We start from the raw sequence: 17,220 nt of genomic DNA, 5'->3' as shown, positions 1-17,220 counted from the left end.
CGAGCGGCACCGAATCCCTTCGGTCATGGCATAATCCGCGATCCTACGTTTCCATCAGCCCAAAGGGGGCAGTTCCTTGACCGATTCAAGCAAAACCTTGCACCTTTTTGGCATCAAAGCCTGCGACACCATGAAAAAGGCGCGTACCTGGCTCGATGAAAATGCCATCAGCTATACGTTTCATGACTACAAGACGGCCGGTATCGACCGCGAACACTTGACCCAATGGTGCAACGAGCACGGTTGGCAAGTGGTTTTGAACCGTGCAGGCACGACCTTTCGCAAACTCGAAGACGAACAGAAAGCCGATCTCGACCAGGCGAAAGCGATTGAACTGATGCTCGCACAACCCTCGATGATCAAGCGCCCGGTGCTCGATCTCGGTGACAGAACCCTGATTGGCTTCAAGCCAGATAGTTATTCGGCGGCCCTCAAGTAGGCCAGCCACTTCATTTTTGTAGAGGTAACAGCATGTCCAATTCCCTGTTCAGCCTGGGCTTCGGCGTCGGCACCCAGAACCGCCAAGGTGCTTGGCTGGAAGTGTTTTACGCGCAGCCATTGCTCAACCCTTCGGCCGAGATCGTTGCCGCCATCGCGCCTATCCTCGGGTACACCGAAGGCAACCAGGCAATCACTTTCACCATTGCCCAAGCCTCGCAGCTGGTTGATGCACTGAAAAATGTAGATGCCACCCAAGCCGCCCTGCTGACCCGCCTGGCCGAAAGCCACAAGCCGTTGGTCGCCACGCTGCTGGCCGAGGACGCGGCATTGACCTCCACCCCAGAGGCCTACCTCAAGCTGCATCTGCTGTCCCACCGCCTGGTCAAGCCCCATGACCTGAGCCTGGCCGGTGTATTCCCGCAACTGCCGAACGTGGCCTGGACCAGCCAGGGTGCGATCGACATCGGCGAGCTGGCCGAGCGCCAGTTGGAAGCACGCCTGCGTGGCGAGCTGCTGGAAGTGTTCTCGGTGGACAAGTTCCCGAAAATGACCGACTACGTGGTGCCGGCCGGCGTGCGTATCGCCGATGCTGCGCGTCTGCGCCTGGGCGCCTATGTGGGCGAAGGCACCACGGTGATGCATGAAGGCTTCATCAACTTCAACGCAGGCACCGAAGGCCCTGGCATGATCGAAGGCCGTGTATCGGCGGGTGTCTTCGTCGGCAAGGGTTCGGACCTGGGCGGCGGTTGCTCCACCATGGGTACCCTGTCGGGCGGCGGCAACATCGTGATCAAAGTGGGCGAAGGCTGCCTGATCGGCGCAAACGCCGGTATCGGTATCCCGTTGGGTGATCGCAACACCGTGGAATCGGGCCTGTACGTGACCGCTGGCACCAAAGTGGCACTGCTCGATGAGCAGAACCAACTGGTCAAGGTGGTCAAGGCTCGCGAACTGGCTGGCCAGCCGGACCTGCTGTTCCGCCGTAACTCCGAAACCGGTGCCGTGGAGTGCAAAACCCACAAGTCGGCGATCGAACTGAACGCAGCGCTGCACGCTCACAACTAAGCAGCGACTCGATGCCACCGGAACCGGCCGCGTTATTCAGCGCGGCCGGTTCATATGAGTCTTGAACCCCATGCTTGTGCCTTCGCCCTGGCGCGCCGATTTCCCGGCCATCGCTACCTTGCAACGGCAAGACCAGACCTATCTGGACAACGCCGCTACCACGCAAAAACCTCAAGCCCTGTTGGACGCCCTCAGCCATTACTACGCCAATGGCGCAGCCAATGTGCACCGTGCCCAGCATTTGCCGGGCGCCCATGCGACCCAGGCGTTCGAGGACAGTCGCAGCAAAGTGGCGCAATGGCTCAACGTCGGTGACCGCGGGCAAATCATCTTCACCCACGGCGCAACTTCAGCGCTGAACCTCCTGGCCTATGGCCTTGAGCACCTTTTCAACCCGGGCGATGAGATTGTCATCAGCGCCCTGGAACATCACGCCAACCTCTTGCCCTGGCAGCAGTTGGCCAAACGCCGCGAGCTCACGCTTGTGGTGTTGCCCCTCGACGACGCCGGCTTGATCGACCTGCACGCCGCCGCCACGATGATCGGGCCACGCACCCGCCTGCTGGCGGTGAGCCAGTTATCCAACGTGCTGGGCGCCTGGCAGCCGTTGGCGCAGTTGCTGGCACTGGCCAAGGCCCACGACGCCTTGACCGTAGTGGATGGCGCACAGGGCATCGTCCACGGGCGCCATGACGTGCAGGCCCTGGGCTGCGACTTCTACGTGTTTTCCAGCCACAAGCTCTACGGCCCGGACGGCGTCGGCGTGCTCTACGGCCGCACCGAAGGCCTGCATCTGCTGCGTCACTGGCAGTTTGGCGGCGAGATGGTGCAACAGGCGGACTACCACAGCGCCAGCTTTCGCCCCGCGCCCCTGGGTTTCGAAGCGGGCACCCCGCCGATTGCCAGCGTGATTGGCCTGGGGGCGACCCTGGACTACCTCAATTCCCTGGATCAAGCGGCGGTGCTCGCCCATGAAGCGGCGCTGCATGACTATCTATTGCGCGGCTTGCGGGCACGCAATGGCGTGCGCCTGCTGGGCTCGCCACACGTGGCCCTGGCCAGCTTCGTGGTAGACGGTATACACAGCGCCGACCTCGCCCACCTGCTGACCGAGCAAGGCATCGCGGTACGCGCCGGCCATCACTGTGCAATGCCCCTGCTCAAGAGCCTGCATTTATCCGGCGCAATCCGGGTTTCGTTGGCGCTGTACAACGACTCCGATGACCTGGAGCGCTTTTTTGAAGCGCTGGACCAGGCGCTGGACATGCTGCGATGAGCCTGCCAGCGGATGCGCTGGCCGCGCTGCAGGCCTTTCAGGCTGTCGGCAGCTGGGAGCAACGCGCCCGCCTGCTGATGCAATGGGGCGAGCGGCTGCCGGCATTGGTGCCTGAGGACAAGATCGACGCCAACCTGGTACAGGGCTGTGAAAGCCTGGTGTGGCTGGTGGGGCGCTTGCACGAGGGCCACTGGCAGTTTGCCGCCAGCAGCGACGCGCGCTTGATTCGCGGGTTGGTGGCGTTGTTGCTGGCGCGGGTCAATGGCCTATCGGCGCACGCGTTACAGGCGGTCGACCTGCCTGACTGGTTCAACCAACTGGGCCTCTCCCGCCAGCTGTCGCCGTCGCGCAGCAATGGCCTGAACGCAGTCCTGCAGCGCATGCGCGACTTGAGCCATACGCAAAACTAACTGTAGGAGCGGGCTTGCCCGCGATAGCAGTGGATCAGTGCCAGATGTCTTGCCTGGCACACCCCCATCGCGGGCAAGCCCCACATTTTGTTTATGCCCAGCAGCGAGATTCAGGTGGGTTTGACCCGCTCGGACGGCCTGCGCACTCCGGCCACGATCTTGTCCACGGCCTTGGTCGCCGCCACCATGCCAAAGGTCGCCGTCACCATCATCACCGCGCCAAACCCACCCGCGCAGTCCAGCTTCACGCCATCCCCCACAAAACTCTTCTGCAAGCAGATGCTGCCATCGGGCTTGGGATAACGCAGCTGTTCGGTGGAGAACACGCAAGGCACGCTGTAGTGCCGGGTCACGGTGCGTGAAAAACCGTAGTCACGACGCAAGGTGGAACGCACTTTCGAGGCCAGTGGGTCGTTGAAGGTGCGGTTCAGGTCGCACACCTGGATCAGCGTCGGGTCAATCTGCCCGCCGGCGCCGCCGGTGGTGATGATCTGGATCTTGCGCCGCTTGCACCAGGCGATCAGCGCCGCCTTGGCGTTGACCGCATCGATGCAGTCAATCACGCAATCCATGTCAGGCGTGATGTACTCGGCCATGGTGTCGCGGGTCACGAAGTCCGCCACCGCATGCACGGTGCAATCGGGGTTGATCGCACGCAGGCGCTCGGCCATCACTTCGACCTTGGGCTTGCCTACCGTGCTGTCCAGGGCGTGCAACTGACGGTTGCTGTTGCTGACGCACACGTCGTCCAGGTCAAACAGCGAAATCTCGCCCACCCCGCAGCGGGCCATGGCTTCCGCCGCCCACGAGCCGACACCGCCCACGCCGACGATGGCCACATGGGCCGCTTTCAAACGCTCCAGGCCTTCAATGCCATACAAACGGGCGACGCCGGCAAACCGTGGATCTTCTGTGCTCATGACCATTACCCCAAAAACCGGCGCGCATTATGGACTACGCGGCGACAAGTTCGAAGCTTCCAGCTACAAGTAAAGAACTCCGCAGAGGTTTCGCTGACTAAACTCCGGTTTTTCCCAGCTTGCTGTACGCTCATGGAAGGGCCAGTGTAGGATGCGCGCCGTTCGGCGCAGGCCAACACCTCTTTTCGTTCCGCACCCTTTGGAACCCGAAATAGCTATGTCATCGCGTAAATTTGGACTCAACCTGGTGGTAGTGCTGGCGATTGCCGCGCTGTTCACCGGTTTCTGGGCGCTGATCAACCGCCCGGTCACTACTCCCAACTGGCCACAGCAGATCTCCGGGTTTTCGTACTCGCCGTTCCAGCAAGGCCAGTACCCGCAGAAAGACCAGTACCCGACCGACGAACAGATGCGTCAGGACCTTGCGATCATGAGCAAGCTGACGGACAACATCCGTACCTATTCGGTCGACGGCACCCTGGGGGACATCCCCAAGCTGGCGGAAGAATTCGGCCTGCGCGTGACCCTGGGGATCTGGATCAGCCCGGACCTGGAGCGCAATGAGCGTGAGATCCAGCGTGCCATCGAGATCGCCAACACCTCGCGCAGCGTGGTACGTGTGGTGGTCGGCAACGAGGCGATCTTCCGCAAGGAAATCACCGCCGACGAGCTGATTGTGCTGCTGGACCGGGTGCGCGCCGCTGTCAAAGTGCCAGTGACCACTTCAGAGCAGTGGCATATCTGGGAGCACAACCCGCAACTGGGCAAGCATGTCGACCTGATCGCCGCGCACGTCCTGCCGTATTGGGAACATATTCCCATGGCCCAGGCCGGGCAATTCGTCCTCGACCGCGCCAAGGATCTGAAGAAGACCTTCCCGAAAAAGCCGCTGCTGCTGTCGGAAGTCGGCTGGCCGAGCAATGGCCGCATGCGCGGTGGCGCGGACGCGTCGCCTGCCGACCAGGCCATTTACCTGCGTACCCTGGTCAACAAACTGAACCGCCAGGGCTACAACTACTTCGTGATCGAAGCCTTCGACCAACCTTGGAAGGCCAGTGACGAAGGCTCGGTGGGCGCCTATTGGGGTGTGTTCAACGCCGCGCGCCAGCAGAAATTCAATTTTGAAGGCCCGGTGGTAGCGATTCCGCAATGGCGGGTGCTGGCCATCGGCTCGGTGGTGCTGGCGCTGCTGTCGCTGACCCTGCTGATGATCGACGGCTCGGCCCTGCGCCAGCGTGGCCGTACCTTCCTGACCTTTATTGCGTTCCTGTGTGGCTCGGTGCTGGTATGGATCGGCTACGACTACAGCCAGCAATACAGCACGTGGTTCAGCCTGACGGTGGGCTTCTTGCTGGCCCTCGGCGCGCTTGGGGTGTTTATTGTGCTGCTGACCGAGGCCCATGAGCTGGCGGAAGCGGTCTGGACCCACAAGCGCCGCCGCGAATTCCTACCGGTGGAAGGTGATTCGGACTACCGCCCGAAAGTGTCGATCCATGTGCCGTGCTACAACGAGCCACCGGAGATGGTCAAACAGACCCTCGACGCCCTGGCCGCCCTCGACTACCCGGACTACGAAGTCCTGATCATCGACAACAACACCAAGGACCCGGCCGTGTGGGAACCGGTGCGCGACTACTGTGAGACGCTGGGCCCGCGCTTCAAGTTCTTCCACGTCGCGCCCCTGGCCGGTTTCAAGGGCGGCGCGCTGAACTACCTGATCCCGCACACCGCCAAGGACGCCGAAGTGATCGCGGTGATCGACTCGGACTACTGCGTGTCGCCCAACTGGCTCAAACACATGGTGCCGCACTTCGCCGACCCGAAAATCGCCGTGGTGCAATCGCCCCAGGATTACCGCGACCAGAACGAAAGCACCTTCAAGAAGCTCTGCTACGCCGAATACAAAGGCTTCTTCCATATCGGCATGGTCACGCGCAACGACCGCGACGCCATCATCCAGCACGGCACCATGACCATGACTCGCCGCTCGGTGCTCGAAGAGCTGGGCTGGGCCGACTGGTGTATCTGTGAAGATGCGGAACTGGGCCTACGGGTGTTCGAGAAAGGTCTGTCGGCTGCCTACTACCACACCAGCTACGGCAAGGGCTTGATGCCCGATACCTTTATCGACTTCAAGAAGCAGCGCTTCCGCTGGGCCTACGGCGCGATCCAGATCATCAAGCGCCACACCGCCAGCCTGTTGCGTGGCAAGGACACGGAACTGACCCGTGGCCAGCGCTACCACTTCCTCGCGGGCTGGCTGCCGTGGGTGGCGGACGGCATGAATATCTTCTTCACCGTCGGTGCCTTGTTGTGGTCGGCGGCGATGATCATTGTGCCGACCCGGGTCGATCCGCCCCTGCTGATCTTCGCAATCCCGCCGTTGGCGCTGTTCGTGTTCAAGGTCGGCAAGATCATCTTCCTCTACCGTCGCGCCGTGGGTGTGAACCTCAAGGATGCGTTCTGCGCGGCCCTGGCCGGGTTGGCGTTGTCCCACACCATCGCCAAGGCGGTGCTGTATGGTTTCTTCACCACCAGTATTCCGTTCTTTCGTACACCGAAAAACGCGGATAACCACGGCTTCTGGGTAGCGATTTCCGAGGCTCGGGAGGAGATGTTCATCATGTTGCTGCTGTGGGGCGCAGCGCTGGGGATTTACCTGGTGCAAGGCCTGCCGAGCAATGACATGCGCTTCTGGGTGGTGATGTTGCTGGTGCAATCGTTGCCGTATGTGGCGGCGTTGATCATGGCGTTCCTCTCGTCACTGCCTAAACCGGCAGCGGTGGTGGAGCCCGCCCCGGCGGCGTAAAAACTTGCGCAATCCACTAAACGGCGGCCTCTGGTCGCCGTTTTGCTATAAGATAACGGCCCTTTTGCAGAGCATGGCCCAGGCCATGCTTTATGGGGGAGCGGGCTTGCCCGCGATAGCGGTCTGTCAGTAACCGATGCACTGACTGATCCGCCGCAATCGCGGACAAGCCCGCTCCCACATTGGAATCGCGCTGCTGTTGCACATTCGTCCTGCGCCCATAACACGCTTTCGGAGCTTCCCCATGACGGCCCACGCCGACCTTTCGCCGACCCTCCAACTCGCTATCGACCTGATCCGTCGCCCGTCGGTAACGCCTGTCGACGCTGACTGCCAGAAGCTGATGATGCAACGCCTGGGCGACGCCGGCTTTGCGCTTGAGCCGATGCGTATCGAAGATGTGGATAACTTCTGGGCCACCCACGGCAAGCATGAAGGTCCGGTACTGTGCTTCGCCGGCCACACTGACGTGGTCCCGACCGGCCCGGTGCAGGCCTGGCAGAATGATCCGTTCGACGCGCTGATCGACGAACACGGCATGTTGTGCGGGCGTGGCGCAGCCGACATGAAAGGCAGCCTGGCCGCCATGCTGGTGGCGTCCGAACGCTTTGTGAAGGACTACCCGGACCACAAGGGTTCGGTAGCCTTCCTGATCACCAGCGACGAAGAAGGCCCGGCACACCACGGCACCAAAGCGGTGATCGAGCGCCTGGCGGCACGCAAGGAGCGCCTGGACTGGTGCATCGTTGGCGAGCCGTCGAGCACCACCCTGGTGGGCGACGTGGTCAAGAATGGCCGTCGTGGCTCCCTCGGCGCGACCTTGACCGTGCGCGGTGTGCAAGGCCACGTGGCCTACCCGCACCTGGCTAAGAACCCGATCCACCTGGCTGCCCCGGCGCTGGCGGAACTGGCCGCCGAGCATTGGGATGACGGCAACACCTTCTTCCCGCCGACCAGCTTCCAGATCTCCAACCTCAACTCCGGCACCGGCGCCACCAACGTGATCCCCGGCGACCTGACGGCGGTGTTCAACTTCCGGTTCTCCACCGAGTCCACCGTCGAAGGCCTACAGCAGCGGGTCGCGGCGATTCTCGACAAACATGGCCTGGACTGGCATGTGGAATGGGCGCTGTCGGGCCTGCCGTTCCTCACCGAGCCCGGCGCACTGCTCGATGCGGTGTCTGCCAGCATCAAGGCCATCACCGGGCGCGAGACCCAGGCGTCCACCAGCGGTGGCACATCCGACGGGCGCTTTATCGCGACCCTCGGTACCCAAGTGGTGGAACTGGGCCCGGTCAACGCGACAATCCATCAGGTCAACGAACGCATCCTGGCCAGCGACCTCGATGTGCTGACCGAAATCTACTACCAGACCCTGATCAAGTTGCTCGCCTGATGCTCGCTTGCCCCATTTGCAGTGCGCCACTCAATGAGGTGGACAATGGCGTGGTGTGCCCCGCCGGACACCGTTTCGACCGGGCCCGCCAGGGTTATCTGAACCTGTTGCCGGTGCAGCACAAGAACAGCCGCGACCCGGGCGATAACCTGGCGATGGTGGAAGCGCGCCGCGACTTCCTCAATGCCGGGCACTACGCGCCGGTGGCCAGGCGCCTGGCGGCACTGGCAGCGGAACGCAAACCCCAGCGCTGGCTGGATATCGGCTGCGGCGAAGGTTATTACACCGCACAAATCGCCGATGCCCTGCTGCGCGCCGATGGTTATGCCCTGGATATCTCCAAGGAAGCGGTCAAGCGCGCGTGCAAGCGCAACCCGACGCTGACTTGGCTGATCGCCAGCATGGCCCGCGTACCGTTGGCCGACGGCAGTTGCCAGTTCCTCGCCAGCGTGTTCAGCCCGCTGGACTGGCAGGAAGCCAAGCGCCTGCTCAGCCCTGGCGGCGGCCTGATGAAGGTCGGCCCGACCCGCGGCCACCTGATGGAGCTGCGCGAGCGTTTGTACGACGAAGTGCGTGAGTACACTGACGACAAGCACTTGGCCCTGGTGCCGGACGGCATGAGCCTGCAACACAGCGAAGTCCTGGAGTTCCAGCTCAGCCTGGCCGAGCCCAAGGACCGCGCCAACCTGCTGGCGATGACGCCCCACGGCTGGCGTGCCAGTGCCGAGCGGCGCGCCCAGGTGATCGAACAGGCCGAAACGCTGCTGGTCACCGTGTCGATGCGCTACGACTATTTCGTGCTTCAATAACCGACTTTTCCGGGCATTTGCGCCCACCCTGAATCCGCGAATGGATTTTCGAATCCCGCAACGAGGAACATCCATGCGCCAACCCGATATCGAGATTTACCTCAAGGACGCCGACGTCGACCACAAGGCTATCGCTGCCTGGCTCGGCGCCGCCCTGGGGCCGTGTACCGACTGGGTACAAAAGGGCCAGACCTACAAGTGCAAGGCCGGCAACGTACCCGTGACCTGGCTGCCCAAGGCCGTGGGCAAATGGAACAGCCTGTACCTGGAAAGCGACCAGACCCCATGGGAAGACGACATCGCCTGCGCCCGCGCCGCCTTTGCCGCGCTGAACGTTGAAGTGCGCTGCGCGCCGGGGACGTGGGTTGAAGAGGAAGGTGAAGAAAGCGCCGACACCTGGATTCGGATCAGCACCGACGGTGAAGAACAGATCACCTGGAAAACCGCCTGATCCAGCCCGGTCAGTGTGGGAGCTGACTTGTGTGGGAGCTGACCAACTCCCACAAAAGCCAGCTCCCCCATGCAACAACCCGCGTTACAGGCCCACCACATCCTCCGCCTGCAAGCCCTTCTCGCCGGTCACCACGGCGTATTCCACCTGCTGGCCCTCGGCCAGGGAGCGGTGGCCTTCACCGCGGATGGCGCGGTAGTGCACAAACACATCCTTGCCGTCTTCCCGCTGGATAAAGCCATAGCCCTTGGCGTCGTTGAACCACTTCACATTGCCGGTTTCGCGCGTTGTCATCTATTTGCTCCCACTGGTTTTTATTGTTGAGTCAGTCGCATTGAACTGCCGAGTATAAGACAGGCTCAAAAACGATCAACTCAACTTTACTTCGCCGCTTTTTTGCCGATTTTCGGCGAATACGGCACACTACCCGCCCGAGCGCCTGCTCGGTTTTTTCCACTCAAAGCAGCACACCTATGACCCGCTCCCCGTTCCGCCGTCTGGTATTTGGCACCTTGCGCCGACTGTTGTACCTCTGGGTTCGCTCGGAGACGATCAACCAGTCGTCCCTCACCCTTAACCTGGACCGCAGCCGGCCCGTGTTCTACGTCCTGCAATCGCCCTCCCTGACCGAACTGGCCGTGGTGGATGCCGAGTGCACCAAGGCTGGCTTGCCGCGCCCGGTGCTGCCGGTGTCGGTCGGCCCGTTGATGGAGCCGGCGGCGTTTTTCTACCTCACGCCCGACCCGGACTGGCTCGGCCGCCAGGACAAGCGCGGCGCGCCGCCGACCTTGACGCGCCTGGTCAATACCCTGACCGAGCACGCCGAAGAAAACGCCCAGATCATCCCGGTCAGCGTGTTCTGGGGCCAGTCACCGGCCAGCGAGTCGAGCCCCTGGAAACTGCTGTTCGCCGACAGCTGGGCCGTCACCGGGCGCCTGCGCCGGCTGCTGAGCATCCTGATCCTGGGGCGCAAGACCCGTGTGCAATTCTCTGCGCCAATCAACCTGCGTGAATTGATCGAGCACAATAAAGGTCACGAACGTACGGTGCGCATGGCCCAAAGAATCCTGCGGGTACACTTTCGCAACCTGAAGACGGCGGTGATCGGCCCCGACCTGTCCCACCGGCGCAACCTGGTCAAGGGCCTGGTGAACATGCCGCTGGTACGCCAGGCGATCCTCGACGAAGCCGAGCGCGAGAACATCACGGCCGAAAAAGCCAAGGCCCAGGCCCTGCGCTATGGCAACGAGATCGCCTCGGACTACACCTACACCGCCATCCGCTTCCTGGAAGTGGTGCTGAGCTGGTTCTGGAACAAGATCTACGATGGGATCAAGGTCAACAACATCGAAGGTGTGCAAAAGGTCGCTCAGGGCTACGAGGTGATCTACGTACCCTGCCACCGCAGCCATATCGACTACCTGCTGCTGTCGTACCTGCTCTTCAAGAATGGCCTGACCCCGCCGCACATCGCCGCCGGGATCAACCTCAATATGCCGGTGATCGGCAGCCTGCTACGCCGTGGCGGGGCGTTTTTCATGCGCCGCACGTTCAAGGGCAACCCGCTGTACACCTCGGTGTTCAACGAATACCTGCACACCCTGTTCACCAAGGGTTTCCCGGTGGAGTACTTCGTCGAGGGCGGCCGCTCGCGCACCGGGCGCATGCTGCAACCCAAGACCGGGATGCTGGCGATCACCCTGCGCAGTTTCCTGCGCTCCTCACGCATGCCCATCGTGTTTGTGCCGGTGTATATCGGCTACGAACGGGTGCTGGAAGGCCGCACCTACCTGGGTGAGCTGCGCGGCGCGACGAAAAAGAAAGAGTCGATCTTCGATATCTTCAAGGTCATTGGCGCCTTGAAACAGCGTTTTGGCCAGGTGGCGGTCAACTTCGGCGAGCCGATCAAGCTGGCTGAGTTCCTCGACCAGGAGCAACCGGACTGGCGCGCCCAGGACCTGGGGCCGAACTACAAACCGGCCTGGCTCAATGAAACCACCAACCGCCTCGGCGAGCGTGTGGCCCAGCACCTCAACGAGGCCGCCGCGATCAACCCGGTGAACCTGGTGGCGCTGGCGCTGCTTTCAACCAGCCGCCTGGCCCTGGACGACCAGGCCATGGCACGGGTGCTGGACCTGTACCTGGCGCTGCTGCGCCGGGTGCCCTACTCGCCCCATACCACGCTGCCCGAGGGCGACGGCCAGGCGCTGATCAAGCACGTCAAGGACATGAACCTGCTGTCGGAACAGAGCGATGCCCTGGGCAAGATCCTGTATCTGGACGAGCAAAACGCCGTCCTGATGACCTATTACCGCAACAACGTGCTGCATATCTTCGCCCTGCCGGCGCTGCTCGCCAGTTTCTTCCAGAGCAGCTCGCGCATGAGCCGCGAACAGATCCTGCGCTACACCCGCGCGCTCTACCCGTACCTGCAATCGGAGTTGTTTATCCGCTGGTCCCTGGACGAGCTGGACGCGGTGGTCGACCAGTGGCTCGAAGCCCTGGTGGAACAAGGCCTGCTGCGCTTTGAAAACAACATCTACCTGCGCCCGGCGCCCAGCTCGCGCAACTTTGTGCTGCTGACCCTGTTGTCCAAGAGCATTGCCCAGACCCTGCAACGCTTCTACATGGCCATTTCCCTGCTGCTCAACAGCGGCCAGAACAGTATCAGCGCCGAAGAACTGGAAGACTTGTGCACGGTCATGGCCCAGCGCTTGTCGATCCTGCATGGCCTGAATGCCCCGGAGTTCTTCGACAAGAGCCTTTTCCGACATTTTATTCAGACGTTGCTCGAGCAAGATGTGCTGCGCCGCGATGAAGCCGGCAAGTTGAGTTACCACGACCTGCTCGGCGAGTTGGCCGAAGGCGCAGCCAAACGGGTATTGCCCGCGGAGATTCGCCTGTCGATCCGCCAGGTGGCGTTGCACCGCAACGACGAAGCGCCAGCCCCAGACACCGAACCGCACGAAACCCGCTAGATTTACCAAGGCGCCAGGGTGTTTCTGGCGCCGTTGACAAGGAGCTGCACCATGAAAAAGATTATTCTCCTGGGCCTGACCGCCCTGCTGGGAGCCTGCCACTCGATGAATCCTGCCCCTAAGGCCAGCCTTGATGGCGAAGTGTTCTACCTGCAACGCATCGCCCTGCCGCCTACCGCTACCTTGAGCGTCAGCCTGCAGGACGTGTCCCTGGCCGATGCGCCCGCCGTCACCCTGGCCGAGCAAAAAGGCCCGGTCAATGGCAAGCAGGTACCGCTGCCCTTCCACCTGAGCTACGACCCGGCACAGGTCAAGCCTGGCCACAGCTATTCGGTCAGCGCTCGCATCGAGCTGGATGGCAAGCTAATGTTTATCACCACCGAGCGCCATTCGGTGCAGTTGAACGGCCAGGATCCCCAGCCGCTTCGCCTGCGCGTTGACGCCGTTGCCCACTGATCCAGTCGATTAAAAGGAAGCGCCCATGCTCCGTAACTCTCTTCGCCTCAGCGCCCTGTGCGCCGGCCTGCTGCTCGGTGCCAACGCCATGGCCCTGTCCCTTGGTGACCTGTCCCAGGGCGACGCCACGGGTGGCCTCAAGGACGCACTGACCCAAGGCGCGCAGATTGCCGTCAAACAACTGGGGACTCCCGGTGGTTTCAGCAACAACCCCGAGGTCAAGATCGGCTTGCCAGGCAAGCTGGAAAAAGCCGCCGGCGCCCTGAAAATGCTCGGCATGGGCGATCAAATCACCCAACTTGAAGACAGCATGAACAAAGCCGCCGAATCCGCCGTGACCCAGGCCAAGCCGATTCTGGTGAATGCCGTGAAAAACATGAGCGTGACCGATGCCAAGGGCATCCTCAGCGGCGGCCAGGATTCGGCAACCCAGTATCTGGACAAAAGCAGCCGCGAGCAGATCCGCGCCAAGTTCCTGCCGATCGTCAAGCAATCCACAGACAAGGTCGGTGTCGCCCAGCAGTACAACGCGCTCGCCAAGAAGGCCCCGATGGGCTTGTTGGGTGGCAAGGCCGACAGCGTCGAAAACTATGTGACTGAACAAGCGCTGGACGGTTTGTTCAAGATGATTGCCCAGCAGGAAGAAAGCATTCGCCAGAACCCGGCAGCCGCCGCGACCAGCCTGGCGAAGAAAGTCTTCGGCGCCCTCTAGGGCACCTCGTTCACCCCGCTGTACAACAAAAAACGCCCCGAATAATCGGGGCGTTTTTGTTACTGGGCCGCCTCTGGACAGGCCTGAAACTCAGGCCCCTTCCCTTCAGTTACCGTAGGTTATTTTCCCTTCGAACTTCATGGTGTTACCGCAAGGCTTGGCGTGGCATGGGTCGGGTTCGGCATGGCATGGTGGTTTCGACGCGGGTTGGCCATTGGCCCCGGACATCAGCGATTTGAGTCCAAGCATCGACAAAGGTCCCAGATACATCTGGATCGGCATAAACATAGATCAGTCCTCATGGCTCAATGAAGCCTTTCCGGCAAACAACCGCTGCACGGAGAAGGCACCTGCATCCCAGGTTTTCCCTGAGTGGCAGGTGCGCCAGAAACAGTTCCCGCACCTTGTAGCCGATTGACCCTGACTTAAGCCGACTTCGGCTTGACCCGGAACCACGCCGCATACAGTGCCGGCAAAAACAACAGGGTCAACGCCGTCGCCACAATCAGCCCACCCATGATCGCCACCGCCATCGGCCCGAAGAACACGCTGCGCGACAGCGGGATCATCGCCAGCACCGCCGCCAGCGCCGTCAACACAATCGGCCGGAAACGCCGCACGGTGGCCTCGATAATTGCCTGCCACGGATCCAGGCCGGCCTTGATGTCCTGTTCGATCTGATCCACCAGGATCACCGAGTTGCGCATGATCATCCCGGACAGCGCGATAGTCCCCAGCATGGCCACAAAACCGAACGGCTGGCGGAATACCAGCAGGAACAGCGTCACACCGATCAGCCCCAGCGGCGCAGTCAGGAACACCATGGCCGTGCGCGAAAAGCTGCGCAGTTGCAGCATCAGCAAGGTCAGCACGACCACAATGAACAGCGGCACACCGGCCTTCACCGAATTCTGCCCACGGGCGGAATCCTCGACGGTGCCGCCTACGTCCAACAGATAACCGTCCGGCAGTTCGGAGCGCACGTCGGCCAGGGTCGGCAGGATCTGCTGGACCAGGGTCGCGGGTTGCTCCTTGCCGTAGATATCCGCGCGCACCGTCACCGTCGGCAGGCGATTGCGGTGCCAGATGATGCCCTCCTCGAAGCCATACTCCAGGGTGGCGATCTGCGACAGCGCCACACTGGTACCGTTGTCGGTCGGTACTGCCAGGCTCGGCAACAGCGACAGCTCGGTGCGCTCGTGCACGGTGCCGCGCAGGAGGATCTCGATCAACTCGTTGTCCTCCCGGTATTGGCTGACGCTGGAACCGGTCAGGGAACTCTGGAGGAATTTCGACAGGTTGGCGGTGCTCACACCCAAAGCGCGGGCGCGATCCTGGTCGACATTGAGGTAGACGATCTTGCTCGGCTCTTCCCAATCCAGGTGCACGTTGACCACGTGGGTATTCTCGCGCACCTTGGCCGCGACCTTGCGCGCCAGGGCCCGCACTTCTTCGATGTGCTCGCCGGTCACACGAAACTGCACCGGATAACCAACCGGTGGGCCGTTCTCCAGGCGCGTGACCCGCGAGCGCAGGTCGGGGAATTGCTCGTTGAGGGTCTCGATCAACCAGGTGCGCAGGCTTTCGCGCTCCTCGATGGTCTTGGCCAACACCACGAACTGGGCAAAGCTGGCCGCCGGCAGTTGCTGGTCCAACGGCAGGTAGAAGCGCGGTGACCCGGTGCCGACATAGGCCACGTAATTGTCGATCCCTGCGTGTTCCTTGAGCAAAGCTTCGAGGCGCTTGACCTGATCGGCGGTGTTGCTCAGGGAAGCACCTTCCGCCAGTTTCAGGTCGACCATCAGCTCCAGGCGCCCGGACGCCGGGAAGAACTGTTGTGGGACAAAGCGGAACAGTGCCACCGAGCCGATAAACAGGAGAACCGTCAGCACGATCACGGTTTTGCGGCGGCGCACGCACCATTCCACCCAGCGTCGTACGCGCTGATAGAACGGCGTGCCGTAGGGATCCGGGCCATCGGTGCCGTGCTTGGCGGCATGAGTCTTCGCCAGATCCGGCAGGAGTTTCTCCCCCAGATAGGGCACAAACACCACGGCAGCCACCCACGAGGCCAGCAGCGCAATGGTCACTACCTGGAAGATGGACCGGGTGTACTCGCCGGTGCTCGATTGCGCGGTGGCTATCGGCAGGAAGCCGGCCGCAGTGATCAACGTACCGGTCAGCATCGGAAACGCCGTACTGGTCCAGGCGAAACTGGCGGCTTTGAGGCGGTCGTAGCCCTGCTCCATTTTGATCGCCATCATTTCCACGGCGATGATCGCGTCGTCCACCAACAAGCCCAGGGCCAGGACCAAGGCGCCCAAAGAAATCTTGTGCAGGCCGATCCCCAGGTAATACATGCAGGCAAAGGTCATCGCCAACACCAGCGGAATCGCCAGTGCCACCACCATGCCGGTGCGCACGCCAAGGGAGAAGAAGCTCACCAGCAACACAATCGCCAACGCTTCGGCCAGCACCTGGACGAATTCGCCCACGCTGGTCTTCACTGCCGCTGGTTGATCCGACACCTTGCGCAGTTCCATGCCGGCCGGAAGGTTCTTCTGCAAGCGTGCGAACTCACCTTCCAGAGCCTTGCCCAGCACCAGGATGTCACCGCCATCGCGCATGGCCACGGCCAGGCCGATGGCGTCGTCCCCCATATAACGCATACGCGGCGCGGGCGGGTCATTGAAGCCACGGTGAATTTCGGCCACATCGCCGATGCGGAAGGTGCGATCACCCACGCGGATCGGGAAATTACGGATTTCTTCGACTGTCTTGAAGTTACCCGACACCCGCAGTTGCAGGCGCTCACTCGGGGTTTCAAAGAAGCCGGCGGTAGACACCGCGTTCTGCTCCTGCAACGCCTGCTGCACTGCCGCCAGGGGCAGGCCGAGGGTGGCGAGCTTGAGGTTGGACAATTCGATCCAGATCTTCTCGTCCTGCAATCCCAGCAGCTCGACCTTGCCCACATCCGGTACCCGTTGCAGCTGGATCTGGATGCGGTCGGCGTAGTCCTTGAGCACCGCGTAGTCAAAACCCTCGCCGGTCAGGGCGTAGATATTGCCAAAGGTGGTGCCGAATTCATCGTTGAAGAACGGGCCCTGGATATCCGGTGGCAGGGTCTGGCGGATATCGCTGATCTTCTTGCGTACCTGGTACCAGAGGTCGGGAATCTGCGCCGAGTGCATCGAGTCCCGCGCGATAAACGTGACCTGGGATTCGCCGGGGCGGGAGAACGAGACAATGCGCTCGTACTCGCCGGTCTCCATCAGTTTCTTTTCAATACGCTCGGTGACCTGGCGCGAGACTTCCTGGGCCGTGGCGCCTGGCCAGTTGGTCTTGATCACCATGGCTTTGAAGGTGAACGGCGGGTCTTCGCTTTGCCCTAGCTTGGTGTAGGACAACGTACCGACAACCGCCAGCAACAACATCAGGAACAGCACGATCTGGCGATTACGCAACGCCCATTCGGAAAGATTGAAACCCATCGGGGA

14 protein-coding genes are annotated in these 17,220 nt (G+C 61.8%); 11 read left to right on the top strand and 3 right to left on the bottom strand.

Annotated features, from left to right (window positions below; genetic code table 11):
- Positions 1-130 precede the first annotated feature (130 nt).
- The 4 genes from GDV60_RS06650 (at position 131) to GDV60_RS06635 (ending at position 3,192) form a co-directional block, all read left to right on the top strand.
- The gene (locus GDV60_RS06650; protein WP_240160304.1) at positions 131-439 is read left to right on the top strand and encodes an arsenate reductase; all 309 of its coding nucleotides are present in this window, start codon (positions 131-133) and stop codon (positions 437-439) included.
- Positions 440-471: 32 nt separating this feature from the next.
- Entirely contained in the window at positions 472-1,506 is a 1,035-nt protein-coding gene (dapD, locus tag GDV60_RS06645; protein ID WP_159906667.1) for a 2,3,4,5-tetrahydropyridine-2,6-dicarboxylate N-succinyltransferase, read from the top strand.
- A 70-nt stretch (positions 1,507-1,576) separates the two neighbouring features.
- Positions 1,577-2,782: an aminotransferase class V-fold PLP-dependent enzyme gene (locus tag GDV60_RS06640; protein WP_104911716.1), complete on the top strand. Its 1,206-nt coding sequence runs from the start codon at positions 1,577-1,579 to the stop codon at positions 2,780-2,782.
- A complete protein-coding gene (locus GDV60_RS06635; protein ID WP_092233981.1) occupies positions 2,779-3,192 on the top strand; it encodes a SufE family protein in 414 nt (137 codons plus the stop codon). Before GDV60_RS06640 ends, GDV60_RS06635 begins: the two co-directional genes overlap by 4 nt.
- A 110-nt stretch (positions 3,193-3,302) precedes the next feature.
- Here the strand turns inward: GDV60_RS06635 and tcdA are convergent, their stop codons facing one another.
- Positions 3,303-4,112: a tRNA cyclic N6-threonylcarbamoyladenosine(37) synthase TcdA gene (gene tcdA / locus GDV60_RS06630; protein WP_166647831.1), complete on the bottom strand. Its 810-nt coding sequence runs from the start codon at positions 4,110-4,112 to the stop codon at positions 3,303-3,305.
- A gap of 217 nt (positions 4,113-4,329) precedes the next feature.
- Here tcdA and GDV60_RS06625 point away from each other — a divergent pair, with 217 nt between their 5' ends.
- From GDV60_RS06625 to GDV60_RS06610, 4 genes are all read left to right on the top strand, one after another.
- Positions 4,330-6,921 carry a glycosyltransferase gene (locus tag GDV60_RS06625; protein WP_092233978.1) on the top strand — a complete coding sequence of 864 codons (2,592 nt, stop codon included), beginning with the start codon at positions 4,330-4,332 and terminating at the stop codon, positions 6,919-6,921.
- A gap of 244 nt (positions 6,922-7,165) precedes the next feature.
- Positions 7,166-8,317, top strand: a complete 1,152-nt coding sequence (gene dapE / locus GDV60_RS06620; protein WP_133714102.1) for a succinyl-diaminopimelate desuccinylase — start codon at positions 7,166-7,168, stop codon at positions 8,315-8,317.
- Positions 8,317-9,126, top strand: coding sequence for a putative RNA methyltransferase (locus GDV60_RS06615; RefSeq protein WP_159906665.1), 810 nt, complete (start codon positions 8,317-8,319; stop codon positions 9,124-9,126). Before dapE ends, GDV60_RS06615 begins: the two co-directional genes overlap by 1 nt.
- Positions 9,127-9,199: 73 nt before the next feature.
- Entirely contained in the window at positions 9,200-9,577 is a 378-nt protein-coding gene (locus GDV60_RS06610; protein ID WP_029300131.1) for a hypothetical protein, read from the top strand.
- A gap of 84 nt (positions 9,578-9,661) precedes the next feature.
- Here GDV60_RS06610 and GDV60_RS06605 read toward each other — a convergent pair whose 3' ends face one another.
- Positions 9,662-9,871 carry a cold-shock protein gene (locus GDV60_RS06605; protein ID WP_003189131.1) on the bottom strand — a complete coding sequence of 70 codons (210 nt, stop codon included), beginning with the start codon at positions 9,869-9,871 and terminating at the stop codon, positions 9,662-9,664.
- A gap of 179 nt (positions 9,872-10,050) precedes the next feature.
- Between GDV60_RS06605 and plsB the strand changes: the two genes are divergently transcribed.
- The 3 genes from plsB to GDV60_RS06590 are packed head-to-tail and all read left to right on the top strand — an operon-like array spanning position 10,051 to position 13,723.
- Positions 10,051-12,555 carry a glycerol-3-phosphate 1-O-acyltransferase PlsB gene (gene plsB / locus GDV60_RS06600; protein WP_159906663.1) on the top strand — a complete coding sequence of 835 codons (2,505 nt, stop codon included), beginning with the start codon at positions 10,051-10,053 and terminating at the stop codon, positions 12,553-12,555.
- Positions 12,556-12,606: 51 nt separating this feature from the next.
- A complete protein-coding gene (locus GDV60_RS06595) occupies positions 12,607-13,011 on the top strand; it encodes a YbaY family lipoprotein (RefSeq protein ID WP_029300136.1) in 405 nt (134 codons plus the stop codon).
- 25 nt (positions 13,012-13,036) lie between these two features.
- Positions 13,037-13,723: a DUF4197 domain-containing protein gene (locus tag GDV60_RS06590; RefSeq protein ID WP_159906661.1), complete on the top strand. Its 687-nt coding sequence runs from the start codon at positions 13,037-13,039 to the stop codon at positions 13,721-13,723.
- A 425-nt stretch (positions 13,724-14,148) separates the two neighbouring features.
- On the opposite strand, the gene GDV60_RS06585 is transcribed toward GDV60_RS06590, so the two are convergent.
- Complete coding sequence (locus GDV60_RS06585) at positions 14,149-17,214, bottom strand: efflux RND transporter permease subunit (RefSeq protein ID WP_159906660.1); 3,066 nt, start codon at positions 17,212-17,214, stop codon at positions 14,149-14,151.
- Positions 17,215-17,220 lie beyond the last annotated feature (6 nt).

It is taken from the genome of Pseudomonas sp. DTU12.1, from assembly GCF_009873475.1.
In the GTDB taxonomy this organism is placed as follows: domain Bacteria; phylum Pseudomonadota; class Gammaproteobacteria; order Pseudomonadales; family Pseudomonadaceae; genus Aquipseudomonas; species Aquipseudomonas proteolytica.
Note: the sequence above shows the minus strand (reverse complement) of the source record. Positions and strands in the feature narration are given on the sequence as shown.

Coding starts and splice junctions, on each gene's coding strand:
- GDV60_RS06650 (WP_240160304.1), top strand. CDS start 131: ATGAAAAAGGCGCGTACCTGGCTCGATGAAAATGCCATCAGCTATACG.
- dapD (WP_159906667.1), top strand. CDS start 472: ATGTCCAATTCCCTGTTCAGCCTGGGCTTCGGCGTCGGCACCCAGAAC.
- GDV60_RS06640 (WP_104911716.1), top strand. CDS start 1,577: ATGCTTGTGCCTTCGCCCTGGCGCGCCGATTTCCCGGCCATCGCTACC.
- GDV60_RS06635 (WP_092233981.1), top strand. CDS start 2,779: ATGAGCCTGCCAGCGGATGCGCTGGCCGCGCTGCAGGCCTTTCAGGCT.
- tcdA (WP_166647831.1), bottom strand. CDS start 4,112: ATGAGCACAGAAGATCCACGGTTTGCCGGCGTCGCCCGTTTGTATGGC.
- GDV60_RS06625 (WP_092233978.1), top strand. CDS start 4,330: ATGTCATCGCGTAAATTTGGACTCAACCTGGTGGTAGTGCTGGCGATT.
- dapE (WP_133714102.1), top strand. CDS start 7,166: ATGACGGCCCACGCCGACCTTTCGCCGACCCTCCAACTCGCTATCGAC.
- GDV60_RS06615 (WP_159906665.1), top strand. CDS start 8,317: ATGCTCGCTTGCCCCATTTGCAGTGCGCCACTCAATGAGGTGGACAAT.
- GDV60_RS06610 (WP_029300131.1), top strand. CDS start 9,200: ATGCGCCAACCCGATATCGAGATTTACCTCAAGGACGCCGACGTCGAC.
- GDV60_RS06605 (WP_003189131.1), bottom strand. CDS start 9,871: ATGACAACGCGCGAAACCGGCAATGTGAAGTGGTTCAACGACGCCAAG.
- plsB (WP_159906663.1), top strand. CDS start 10,051: ATGACCCGCTCCCCGTTCCGCCGTCTGGTATTTGGCACCTTGCGCCGA.
- GDV60_RS06595 (WP_029300136.1), top strand. CDS start 12,607: ATGAAAAAGATTATTCTCCTGGGCCTGACCGCCCTGCTGGGAGCCTGC.
- GDV60_RS06590 (WP_159906661.1), top strand. CDS start 13,037: ATGCTCCGTAACTCTCTTCGCCTCAGCGCCCTGTGCGCCGGCCTGCTG.
- GDV60_RS06585 (WP_159906660.1), bottom strand. CDS start 17,214: ATGGGTTTCAATCTTTCCGAATGGGCGTTGCGTAATCGCCAGATCGTG.